The organism is Paraburkholderia sp. BL6665CI2N2, assembly GCF_004366535.1.
In the GTDB taxonomy this organism is placed as follows: Bacteria; Pseudomonadota; Gammaproteobacteria; order Burkholderiales; family Burkholderiaceae; genus Paraburkholderia.
Genome location: NZ_SORC01000001.1, coordinates 2,428,474 through 2,441,061 on the forward strand (window position 1 = coordinate 2,428,474; position 12,588 = coordinate 2,441,061).

Annotated in this window: 5 protein-coding genes and 4 pseudogenes; 6 read left to right on the top strand and 3 right to left on the bottom strand. The window is 54.1% G+C overall.

The features are described from left to right. Positions 1 to 708: 708 nt before the first annotated feature. The gene (locus B0G81_RS10880; protein WP_134135233.1) at positions 709 to 1,185 is read right to left on the bottom strand and encodes a hypothetical protein; all 477 of its coding nucleotides are present in this window, start codon (positions 1,183 to 1,185) and stop codon (positions 709 to 711) included. 455 nt (positions 1,186 to 1,640) lie between these two features. Between B0G81_RS10880 and B0G81_RS10885 the strand changes: the two are divergent. The 5 genes and pseudogenes from B0G81_RS10885 to B0G81_RS44555 form a co-directional block, all read left to right on the top strand. Next, positions 1,641 to 2,776 (top strand): annotated as a pseudogene (locus B0G81_RS10885) (PA0069 family radical SAM protein). A 1,056-nt stretch (positions 2,777 to 3,832) separates the two neighbouring features. Next, a pseudogene (locus B0G81_RS10895) lies at positions 3,833 to 4,786 on the top strand (IS5 family transposase). A gap of 997 nt (positions 4,787 to 5,783) precedes the next feature. After that, positions 5,784 to 7,631 (top strand): FAD-dependent oxidoreductase, encoded by a 1,848-nt coding sequence (locus tag B0G81_RS10900; RefSeq protein ID WP_243856419.1) that lies wholly within the window; start codon positions 5,784 to 5,786, stop codon positions 7,629 to 7,631. An 843-nt stretch (positions 7,632 to 8,474) separates the two neighbouring features. Further along, positions 8,475 to 8,534 (top strand): annotated as a pseudogene (locus B0G81_RS44550) (hypothetical protein); the annotation flags it as partial. 57 nt (positions 8,535 to 8,591) lie between these two features. Then, positions 8,592 to 8,806 (top strand): annotated as a pseudogene (locus B0G81_RS44555) (TIGR00366 family protein); the annotation flags it as partial. Positions 8,807 to 9,233: 427 nt separating this feature from the next. Here the strand turns inward: B0G81_RS44555 and B0G81_RS10910 are convergent. Both B0G81_RS10910 and B0G81_RS10915 read right to left on the bottom strand, forming a co-directional pair. Further along, complete coding sequence (locus tag B0G81_RS10910) at positions 9,234 to 9,917, bottom strand: gamma-glutamylcyclotransferase (RefSeq protein WP_134135239.1); 684 nt, start codon at positions 9,915 to 9,917, stop codon at positions 9,234 to 9,236. Positions 9,918 to 10,574: 657 nt separating this feature from the next. Beyond that, positions 10,575 to 11,222: a DNA-3-methyladenine glycosylase I gene (locus B0G81_RS10915; protein ID WP_134135241.1), complete on the bottom strand. Its 648-nt coding sequence runs from the start codon at positions 11,220 to 11,222 to the stop codon at positions 10,575 to 10,577. A 224-nt stretch (positions 11,223 to 11,446) separates the two neighbouring features. Here B0G81_RS10915 and B0G81_RS10920 point away from each other — a divergent pair, with 224 nt between their 5' ends. After that, positions 11,447 to 11,761 (top strand): hypothetical protein, encoded by a 315-nt coding sequence (locus B0G81_RS10920; RefSeq protein ID WP_134135243.1) that lies wholly within the window; start codon positions 11,447 to 11,449, stop codon positions 11,759 to 11,761. Positions 11,762 to 12,588 lie beyond the last annotated feature (827 nt).

Below are 12,588 nucleotides of genomic sequence, written 5' to 3' on the forward strand. Positions count from 1 at the left end.
CCACAAGATTTTCTTCGTGATTTTCGCACTAATGCAACAAACGCAACAGACGCAACAGACGCAACAGACCTGCCTGCGATAGTAGACGGCCCGAATCTTACGATCAACGATTCATGCAAACTCCCGGAGAGGTCGGCCGCACAAGATTTCACTGTGCGCGCGGACCACTGATGGCGAAGCCGTCATTGACGCGGGCTGAAGCATTCGGGCCGCCAAATTCAGTCCACGCAAGCTGCGCAGCCACTCTTGCCGCGAAAACATCAACGGCGGCAGTCGGCGCCGGTTTTTCTAAGACATTTGCTATTCGAAGCCGTGGACGTGCGCACATCCTAGGAAAACCGTTGGTACATTGAGCGTTGGCATTGCGAATGCACAATTTCTGCATCGATGGCGATGGTGTCGAGGCGAACGCGCATGTCGAAGCGTTGATATACGAGCAGCCTCAGCAGGGACAACCGTTTGCCCCGCGAAGACAATCTGCATGTGCAGATTTGTGCACGTTAAAACAGACGGTGCCCGGAAGCATCTCTGGAGACGTAAGGTGAATCAACAAGAAGGCGTTTAAGTGGAGGAGACCGGGAAGCGACCCGAAAGATGAAGAGGGGAAAATCGGCACGGCCCGATACGCAAAGCCGGGCGTGTATTAAAACCGCCGTCGCCAGGAAAGCTGTGGATATGTCAGAGCCGGTCCTCGGGACTTCGATATCGTCAAGCGTAGATCGTTTCTTCGCCACGACGAGTATAGTCCCAACTTGACGCAGCTTCGGCGATCAAGGTTTCAGCAAGCTCGGCAACACGCGCATAGTTACCTCCAGTAGAGAAAGTTGAAATCTGTTCCAATCCCAGGACGACATCCGCGTCTTCGCCGCGCGGCGTTAGTGTCACGGTGAGGATTACGTCTGCGATCTGCCGCGTTGCACCGAAGAAACGTACACCAATAGCAAAGAGCAGTTTTTTGTTTCGAATTGTCGCCAAGTCTTGCGTCGAGTTCACCTCCACCCACGAGTCTCTCCGCCGATCCATCAAGTAGATGGCCGCAGGTAATGTCGCCGGAATGCCTTCAGGAAATAGCTGCGCCTCAAGTGCGTTGAACAGATGTTGAGCAGCTAGTTTCGCAACTTGCTCGGTCAAAGAGAAGATCGAGACATGACGCTGGATCAATGCATCGATGTTTTCATATGGCATAGGTCTTTACATGTCTTGATTGCGTACCAACCCGATTGAGCTGATTGAAGCAAATAAATCGCCAAACTGTTCGTTGAGCGCAAATAATTCAATTGCGCTGTAAATGCAGAATACGATGGCACCGGTAGTTGGACAAGCATTTCAGTTGCACTCAGGCGCAGTCGCCTTTGTGCTGCAGCATGAGATGCAACGGACTCCAGCTTGCGTTAAGCACATATTTCGCCATTCGCGCATGCCCAAACGGCGATGCGCTTACATCCCTTGGTGGCAGTCTGATTATGCAGATTATTAGATTATAAACATAATTCAACTCACAAGATGCTGTGCGGTGACACATTAGCCTGCGGCCAAGTAGCTTTTGCCATGGAGACTAAGCTACTGTCCGATATATATGAATTTGTACAGCATCGAGCATTGTTTGTTATGTACTGGAGCGCCGTCTTTTACAACGTCTTATGACCAAATTCGGCACAAATATTCCAGAGTATCCGATCGCTCCGCCTGTCCGTCGCAAAGGACGGGGTGCGGTGTCCAACATGCGGGGCCGCATTGGGTCGACCAGCGGGAAGCGGTCGACAATGGTTGGGCTTCCTCGGCCGAAGAAGAGAGCGGACGGCCTGCGCTACGAACGCAGGTGTTCGAGGAACAGGCAAAAAACATTTTAACGCACAATCAGTCGCTCGATATTGCGTTTAAGGTGTCGCTGAACCCCTATCTCGGATGTGAGCACGGCTGCATCTATTGCTTCGTGCGTGCAACGCATAGTTATCTGGGGCTGGCTCCAGGCCTGGATTTCGAAAGTCGCATCTATGCGAAAGTCGATGCCCTCGAGCTGCTCGCGCGCGAAATGTCGAAGAAGTCATATGTCCCACAGCCAATTGCCCTGGGCGTCGACACGAATGCGGGGCAACCAGTCGAGCACGACCTGCAGCTGACACGGCGAGTAATTCAGGTTATGAGTAAATACAACCAGCCTTTCGCGGCAATCACAAAAAGCTCGCTGATCGAGCGTGAGATTGACCTGTTGGCGCCGATGGCCGAGCGTGGTCAGATGATGCCCGCAATCACAATCACTACGCTCGACGCCGATATCGCGCGCACGCTCGAACCACGCGCAACCACTCCAGCAAGGCTGGCTACGAACGATTCGCACATTAAGTGAATCGGGCATACCAGTCGGCGTAAGCATAGCGCCGGTAATACCGTTTATCACCGACCAGACCTGAAGCGTGTTCTTGAGGCCTGCGCAGAAGCAGGTGCGAAGAATGCGAGCTACATTGTCTGGCGTTTGCCGTGGGAGGTCGCTCCATTGTTCAAGGATTGGCTGGCCACGTATTTTCCAGATCGAGCAGAGCGCATGATGAATCGCGTACGCGATGTGTGCAGTGGCAAAGATTATGATTCATCGTTTGGCGCTCGGCTAAAAGGGGAGGGTTTGTGGGCGGATCTCCTTAAGCAGCGCTTCGCCAATGCTACGCGGCGGTTGGGGCTAGAGATGCGGTATCACCGGACTTTGGATATGTCGCGCTTTCAGCAGGTCGAAGCACAACGTTCGGTGCCGCAAGACATGTCGCAACTCAGCCTGTTTTGACCGGACAGATCGCCGGCAGGTAGCGCCAAGGGTTTCCTTTCCCGCCGGTCGCACGTGGCAATCATGATCTGATAGCAGAGAGAAGGTCCGCTGGAACGAAATGTTTTCCCGCAAGGTAATCAGAGCTGTCGTCACACGATTGTCGCACTGAGCGACTTTTTGACTTACTCAGGAAATTCTTCGCCACGACGCCGGTCGAAGTGTTTGAATGGGAAAGGGCGCCCGCTTAGCGGGGACCCACCAATTGGTCGGGACGATACCCGAGGAAAACCTCGTGTGCCTGAAGCCACAGTGCGTTGGGCGCATGCGACGACGAGTGCGCGCGGCGGCGGCTGGTAGGCGGCCTGATTGTGGCGCTTGCATCACTTTGAGAGAATCGCTGGGCATTGCTGGCCAGAGACCCGTTGTGGCCGATGATGCCCCCGGACATGGCAATGACGCGGATATGAAAGGAGCCAATCACCAAAGGGGGGCACTCGACGAGAGATCTGGCCGTTGGAGGTGTCGCACTATGCCACTCCAAAAGGCCACCGAAAAATTCCATACGGCACGTCCAGGACGGATCGCGCAACACACACCCCGCCGCAAAGGTATCGTCCTCAAGCGTAAGCGCCCAAAAATCTCCCGCCAGCAGTTTTCTATTCGAATATGGAATAAAGGGAATGCGCGTCGTCGCATGCATCAGGCGGTCCTTCGAGTCGTGGATTTCCTTTGGCGCCAAGCAGGCATGTGACCGCTCGCCGACGTGCTGTTGGGCTTCGAATCAGGGCACGACCAAAATATTGTTGAGCGCGACTTCGCACGTCAAGAGGGGCGCTTGAATTTGTTACTGCATAACGGCGGTGAAGTGGGATGTCCAGCCATCGATAGGTAGCAACGGCGGTTTCGGGTCCGAAGGCACGAGCGCTCAGATTGAGCCACCGGGATTTGGCCCAGCTTTCCATGACATCTGACGAACTTCGGATCTCAACAAGGCTAGGGAAGGTCTGCAAAAGTCCTGGCGTCGACGTACGGGTGGACTATCCAGGTAGATAGGAAGGGTTAAGGGGTTCTTCGATGACGCAACTTGGTCTTGGTCTGGATCTTTCAACGAAACGCACGCGCAAGCGGGAATTTCTCGATGAGATGAGGCGGGTTGTGCCATGGTCGAGGTTGATTGCGTTGATCGAACCGCACTATCCGAAGGGTAAGACTGGAAGGCCGCCGTTTCCGATTGCGACGATGCTGCAGATCCACTTCATGCAGCAATGGTTTGGTCTGTCAGACCCGGCGATGGAAGAGGCGCTTTATGACGTGCCGCTGTATCTTGAGTTTGCGGGGCTGGACGAGGGTATGACGCGTTTGCCTGACGAGAGCACGATTCTCCGGTTCCGTCACCTTCTCGAAACGCACGACCTGGCGGCGCAGATGCTCACGCTGGTCAATGAGATCCTGAGCGGGAAAGGCTTGATGCTTAAAACAGGGTCGGCGGTCGACGCCACCTTGATCGCTGCACCCAGTTCGACGAAGAACGGCTCTGGTACACGAGACCCGGAAATGCACCAGACGAAGAAGGGAAATCAGTGGTACTTCGGGATGAAAGCGCATGTCGGCGTGGACGCAGAGTCGGGGCTGGTGCACACCGTCATCGGTACTGCAGCCAACGTTCACGACATCAATGCGGCCGAAGCGTTGTTGCACGGCCAGGAAACGGATGTGTACGCTGACGCCGGGTATCGATGGTATCGAAAAGCGCTGCAAGGCAAACACGGTTCGCTGGCATGTCGCGATGCGGCCAGGCAGGCGTAGACAACTGGACCTGAATGATCGTCTGGACGCGATATTCGATCAGATTGAACGTCTGGAGGCCGGCATCCGCGCCAAGGTCGAACATCCGTTCCGAGTCCTCAAACAGCAGTTTGGCTACACGAAGACCCGGTACCGGGTGTGATGAAAAACACCGCCCAGATCACGACACTATTTGCGCTGGGCAACCTGTGGATGGCACGCAAGGCTTTGCGGAAAGCGTGAAATGCTCGGAGATTGAGGCCACAAGTCTCAGCAAACAAGGGGCGTCGCGGTTCAAAAGCCGGACGACCAACCTGTCGGCAGATTCTCATCTCTGACTCGGTTCAAGTGGCAAGAAATCGGCGCTCTGAAAACGCGTTGTGCAGACCTTCCCTAGATGGACCGACGGATGAGTTCATCAGGGTACGAATGAAGCTCGGCGCGCCCAGAAAGACCGTGGAAATTGGTCTTTTCGCCAGCGTGGTTACGCTCAGGGCTCCAAGCCGTCACGGCGTCGGCCGCGTCAACAAGACTCTGGTATTCGGTCGGTCGACAGTCAAATTGTCAGGATGCTCGAGTTTTAGCGACACTCTGTCCGTGCGCAGTATCTCTATGCGTTACAAGGCCCGGCGCGGCAATGCCGTATTGGCTGCAAAAAACGCGCGTCCCGTGCGATCGAGTTTGCCACTTTGGATACCTAAAGCGCTCCAAACAGCGAAGCGGTGCCTCAGCCGAATTATCGGTGACCAATCTCCTTTGGCGGCACCAATAAAATAGAATGCGGCGACGCATGCGAGAAGCTTCCTGCTCATCTGATGCCGTTCGGGTGTCTCTATCTATTAAGATTATAAATGAAATCTTAATGGAGAGCGAATGTGCTATCTCGGCATACTTTCTCTGAGTTTTTGAATTTGTCTTTACATAGCGTTGTACCAATCAGGATCGGCAGGCACAGACAAAGGGCTGCAAGAACATTGTCTCGGTACCTGTGGCATGATGCTGGGGCGGCTCCCAAAATGTGAGCTTCGCGGGGCCGATCACTAGCTGAAGAAAATAATCTAAATATTGATATTTGCGCATTCCAAATCTGGTGAATATTTGCTACACCAGCGGTCTCCGACTAAGCTACAACAGATACTGTTTATTTTTAATTTTCAGATTGAGAAGTCCGTTGGTACGTCGGCTGCCGATAGGATATGTAAAAGCTACCTTCTGACTCAATTTCTGCTGAGGCGCACTTATGACTGACTACGACGGATCAGACGGTGAGACGATGACAATCATCGGCACCAGGACCGCCTCGAATGCAGCAGAGCTTCTGACCAAGCGTCATCTAGGCGACGCTTCCAATGTCGTTTTGCGGCATAGCGCTGCGGAAATAGAGGCGATCGAATCAGATGCGGCGTTCTCTCCGCTGTCCTGTCGAATTCATCAGATGTTCCCGTCCCTATCGGCACGCGAAGTTAGCCGAATGCGTCCGTTTGGAACTGAAACTAGGTGGAAGGCCGGGGAGATGCTTTTCAGCATGGGTTTCCCCAGCCCCGGGCTAATAGTTATTCTCGCAGGATTAGTCCGGGTCTCGCGACGAGATGCCATCGGCAAGGTGCATCGTGTGGTTGAACAGCACGCGGGGCACTTTCTAGGGGAGATTGCCCAATTATACGGCCATCCGGCCCTTGGTGATGGCTTGGCCGTCGAGGACACAGAAGGCATCGTCATCTCATCTGCGAATCTACGTAACCTGCTAGTGACCGAGGCCGAACTGGGTGAAAAAATCATGCGCTCGCTCATCCTGCGACGCGTTGGACTTATCGAGAATGGAAGTGGGCCCGTGCTTGTCGGCGACACGACAGATGCACGGATGGTCTCGCTCCAAGGGCTGCTTCAACGCAATGCCTATCCCCACACAGTCATCGACGCCCGCAACGACCCGGAGACGGTCGAGTTGCTAGAGCGTATTTCCGCATCGAAGGCCGATTTTCCGATCGTAATCTGTCTGGACGGAACTATCTTACGATCGCCCGACGAAAACCTTGTGGCAGCGCATCTTGGCTGGCTGCCCGAATTCGATCCAAGTCACACATACGACGTGGCGATTGTTGGCGCAGGGCCAGCTGGTTTGGCCTCAGCAGTCTACGCAGCGTCCGAGGGATTAGCCGTGGTTATTTTCGATAGTCGTGGGCCAGGAGGGCAGGCGAGTGCGAGTGCTCGCATCGAGAACTATCTTGGCTTTCCGACTGGAATTTCCGGTCAGGCACTGACCGGGAGGGCATTCGTACAAGCCCAAAAGTTCGGCGTGGATCTCTGTATTCCCACGCAGATAAAGGCTTTACGGTGCGATCGCACGCCGATTGAAGTCCAGCTGGCTGACGGTAAAACTGTCTCAGCCCATACCGTGGTGATAGCTTCGGGGGCCGCCTACAGGAAGCCTGAGATCGAGGGGCTTGAGCGGTATATCGGGCGTGGGGTTTTCTTCGGTACATCGCCGGTTGAGGCGAAGCTATGCAAGGGTCTCGAGGTCGTGATCGTCGGCGGCGGCAACTCTGCTGGCCAAGGTGTTGTCTATCTGGCATCTCATGCCAATCATGTCCATCTGCTCGTCCGCGCGCGTGGATTGGAATCGACCATGTCGCGATATCTGATTGATCGGATAGCACGGCTGCCGAACGTGACTTTGCACACGTCGACGGAGATTACGTCGCTCGACGGTGATGATGGTGGCCTGTCAAAGGTGAACTGCAAGGCACCAAACGGCAGCTTCTCGTTCGACATACGACATCTTTTCTTGTTCACGGGCGCTGTTCCGAACACCGAGTGGCTTAAAGGTTGTAACGTTACAACGGACGAGAAAGGATTTGTGCTGACAGGTTCACGCGCTCATCAACGGCAGGACGAAGGTGATAAAACACTGGAAACGAGCGTTCCCGGCGTCTTTGCCATCGGCGATGTCCGGTCCGGTTCGACTAAGCGTGTCGCGGCGGCTGTCGGTGAAGGAGCTGCGGTTGTTGGTCAAATTCATGAAGTGTTGCTCGAGCGCCAGCAACTCACGCTTGACAAACAATCTGCTGAGCTTCAGACGATTGGCTAATCCATTGGCTCGCATGTCTGTTCGTCAATTCTCGTTCCAGCGGGGTGTGGTTGTAAAGTGAGTTGCCAGAAACATTTTGCAACACGATTGCACAGACTGCGTGTCGGATACTGACAAAGCTTTCTGCGTACCTGCCGTCATCCGGTGTTTGAACATCAAACCTCAAAAAACTCTTTCAAGGAGTGTTGGCCCTATCTCGAGGCAAAGGCTTTGGCGGCCACCAAGAATTGTGGCCATTCCGAATGGCCATGGGAAAGGCAAGTTCCACCGATTTCTTCCTGCGCGCCCAGGTGGAACCGGGAATTGGAAGAGTTTGTTAGGATCCGTGGTGGGCCTTCGACGGCCCGCTGAGTCAAGCACGGCTGACCGATAACCAGAATCTGGTGCCCACGTGGGTCGCCAGAGACCAACGTTGGAAGTCTCGGTTATCTTGGTACTAGATAGCAGCGCCAATGCATGGCGAGTAGCAGATTCGGTCTGCATTCCTGACGCTGTACGCCCGCAAGACGGCGGGCGGCTGCCTGCCCATGCCACATCAGTTTTCAAACTGAGTCGCATAGCAGATGCGAGCATTGTGTTCCTGACTGCAGTGGCCGGTTGCCCTAGCGAAAAGTCGGAGGCCATCAGGTTCTGAATGCACGAAGTCGTGGCCAACATAACTTACGCATCAATAATATTTATCGAGGCCGAAATCGATTCGCACATATCTCCAGCACTCGATGTCGCTTGGCGACGAAGGAGTAGACGCGGTGCCTGACGCGGCAGAAATTCTTGTTGTGTGAAAAATCTGCGCGCGCGGCTCTCCGCCTATAACAATGACGGCAGACCGAATCCACATGAGTGATGAGTAGTAGACAGTTGATTCAGCGAATTTCCGCCTTTTTTACCCAGGTGGTGCACCGGGTTTTGCCGGATCCCTTGATTTTCGCCATCCTTTTGACCGTTGTGACCTTCACGCCGTCAGCACTTATAAACTTCGCGGCGCCGTCGGGCGGTGGACATTGGGTCGTTCAGGGGCCGTTCGTTATGCCGGCAGCGCAGGCGCTTGGTGCAGATCTCGGCAAGTCAGCCATGGCGATTGCGTATGGAGAGGCGTGGACAAATATGGCGCAGCCGTTCTGGGCGCTGCCTGCACGGGCTATCGCGGGTTTGGGTGTTCGCGACACATGGGCTAATGCGTCACAGCGCTGCTGTTCTCGGGAGTAGTTTTCGTCGCAGGCTTGTACCTGTTCTAGGAAATCCGGCGGCTTGTCTCGCGAGAGAGCGGTCGCCATGCACGCAGTACATATGCATACAGTTAGTCGAAGCGTAGTGCTATCCGCCATCTTTAACATCCTGTCGAATCTCTTCGGGGCCCGACATATCGCCGAGGCTGAAAAACAGATCCGCGAAACGGCCGCGTGCCTGTCTTCAATGCCTTAAAGACTGGTGGAATTTTTCCAATCGCCACGTCGTCAGTCATGCCTTTGCTCGAAATCTGACGGAACAGATTCCAAATTGTTCTTGAATGACACGTCCCCATCGCGTTTGACGCCACCGTGGCATGAAGATCCCTACGATCGTCAAATATGCTGAGAGAGAGTCAGCAGCACGAACGGACGGTCAGGCGTTCTTGGCAGCAGAAAGGCGGTCTAGTTCGGCTGCTAGCGCGTTGACATACGGATCTGGCATGTTGCAGTCCAGCAAAGAAGACTGCAATTTTCGCACGTAGTCTACGTTGGTTCCAATGGGACCCGAGGCAGCGGAAATGAGAGGAGCGATGTGCGAGACGTCCGAATTGGACTCGTGATATGGGTGAGAGGGATCTGCTACGAAGACGAGTGCCTTGATTTTACGCTCATCGACAAGAGTGACGTCTGCCCATGTCGGGCTGTACGCGCCAGTCACCATTTCTCGGATCCAGATCATCCGGAGTTCATCGTCAATGCTTTCTTTGGGCAGACGTAGGGCAACCCCGACCGTGAATCCCCCAGGCTCAAGCGACAACATTCTCCCTGGAGCCTCGGCGGTTCCTCGACCTCCGATCGTACGTAGGCAAAAGCTTCGGTGCCATCCATGGAGGGTTGCCCTTTCCCTGGAGTCGTATTCAAAAAGAGGATTCCAGATTAATGAACCGTATCCGAAAAGCCAGACTTCACCGTTAGCCGGGCGTGATTTCATGGCCGAACCAAGCGACGCGTCAATTTTCTCGAGAGACCACAAGATGCCCTCGGGAACGCCTGCGAAAGCCTCAAAGTATGCCCCCGACAGAATCGATTTTCTAGATAGCACTTTCGACTCCGACATCACTCAGTTCACGTTGTTGTCATTGACGTTGAGGATATCGCAAATTGGTAACTCGGGTCCGCAGTCGTACACATGGACAGTGTTCAAACTTGAAACATCGCGATTGAAACGAGTTAGCGATCACCCTTAGAGCTCAGAAAACGTTTGGCTTGCGCGGATTAGCGTCGTCGACCAGACCGAGTGCAGTCGCTAAATTTCCGGGACATAGCAGGCGTCGATTGCACACACAAAATCAGCTTCGCTAGCAACTATTAGCGAACAGTCGTAGCGCCATGTGTCGCCTGCCCATTGGACATCTACCTGGCTGATGCCAGCTCAAGCGGCGACCGGGATCGGCGCCGTCCAAAGCTTGTTGCAGACTCAGAGTAAAACAAACGACAGGGGTAAGGAGAATAGTGAGCAGCGAAGCCAGCTTTCGCTAATTTTTCAAGGCGAATCAAGAGTGTGCCCATGAGGAGAAATAGCTCTCGCGCATCATCATCGTGGCGATGACGACGCCGTCTTACAGAAGAAATTCCCGTTCTTCGTTCGCCCAGCGCTGCGTCCATAGGCGGAGGGCGGAGGGCGATCAAATCGTTTCTGTGTTCACGACGTCCTGTGTCCGCTCGATAACGCATACGTGGAGCCGTCGGATTAGGGTGCGAATCCCTCAGAACGCTATTTCTTGCTGCGCGCCTGTTTCGGTTTTTCAACGCTCCAGATGCCGGAACTTCCGCGTCTATGGCTTCCAACAAGGTGAGTATCAACGATGCCTATGGCTTCCATGAGAGCGAACATGTTCGTCGGTCCAACAAATTTAAATCCCAGGGCGCGAAGTGCTGCGCTCAGCTCAGTAGATTCCTTCGATGATGTAGGAATATCGCTAAAATTTTGCGGCGCTGGTGTCGTAGCCGGTTTGAACGACCAGATGAACTTGGCAAGGCCGCCGTCTTCGCGTAGGCGCCGGGCTGATGCCGCATTACTGATCGTTGCAGAGATTTTCGCGCCATTGCGAATTATCTCGCTGTTCGACTTCAGCCTTTGAACGTCCGCATCAGTGTATCCGGCCACGATATCGGGATCGAAGCCATCGAATGCGACTCGGAACGCTTCACGTTTTCTCAGGATCGTTGCCCATGAGAGGCCACTCTGAAATACTTCAAGAGAGAGCCTCTCAAACATCCCGCGCTCGTCGTGGACGGGCATTCCCCATTCAGTGTCATAGTACGCTTGTAACATACCTTCAGTGGCCCACGCGGGTCGTGCGAGGCCATCTGATCCGACAATTGGACCGTCAGGGTTTGCCTGGATAGCTAGGTTGCTCATAAGTGAGGGTGGGTAGCTTGAAAGGTTGCCTGAAGAATTGACAACGGGTTCCGCTGCGTGAGCGATGGCAACGTGGGTCAGGATGATTGCGACGTGAGAATTCTATCAAAGTGTGCCTGTCTCGCGCTCGCGGAAGTCCAGATGTGCTGTGAACGAATCTACGCGCCATTTTTGAATACTGCATCTATACTTGATATATATTTGGCGAGCATCCGATTCGACTCATGTCCGAGGGAAAACGAGAGGATTATGCCCAGGAATCCGGCATAGCGTTCAAGCGGCATACTGGGTTGTTTTGCAGCAGCCAGGAAGAGGCGATTTCTCGGGTGCGAGACAGTATGTTTTTCACTCGACGGGGAGATAATATGAAAGTTTGGAACATTCGCGAGAGCAACCCTCACGGCGCATTGCTGGACGTAGTGACGTCTTCCGACGATAAAACCGCCAAAGATGTTTGTGCTGCCTGGGCGGCATCCGCTCAGGCTAAATACATTGCGCACATGCATGCGGTTGCTGTCGCTGCTCCGCATTACGAATGATCCTGTTTTGCAGGGGACGCCTGAAAACCGACGCCCACGGAACGTACTGTTCGTAGATTTGTGGTTCCAGAGCAGTCGAGTGAATCGGTCTAGGACGTCGCTTTTTCTGGTAGGCCCAAGGCTCACGGACCAAGGTCAGTGAGCCTTGGCGAGCGTGAGTCGGCTATCCAACATAGAGCGATGTCAATTAGAGCGCCGACGACGCAACGGGGAAATCTCCAACTCTCTAGGATGGAACTGTTTGCGGGCATCATTCGATATACATTCTTCCGGCCCTTGGAGCCAGTGTCGGGAACTATCACGCTGATCTCTCTACTCGCGGAATTGTCATCATCAAAATCTCGCCATAATTAGAAAGCGGTTGCAAAAGAACTGTCTGTAGCGAAATCGGTACCTCGTTCATGCCCGCGCACTGAAAAGTCTCAAATGACATTCGCTCAAACGTGGGTTCGATCTTCCTAAATTCATAGATCGCGCCTTGATGTACAGCCAGAAGCTCGCTGACACATCGCGCAGCCTCCTGTCCAGGGGGGGGCGGAATCAGTGCGTGCAGGCCAAACTCCGCCACGTAATCGTCTGCAAATACCACCGCCGCTCCTTCCTGTAGCACTGAGCGTCTAATTGGCTCTGTACGGGACAGCAGATGAACACATCCGTAAGCAAGCTCATGGAGTGTCCGTGAAAACGAATCTTCTGTGCGCAACGACAATAGTATTGTCGCCTCCCCGATGCTTCCATCCGAGAACTGAATGCAAAGTCCTCTACGGTCAAGCTCCACATTCAGCAGGGTCCAGTGCTGCTCGGGAGGCCATATCTGCCTTCAAGTT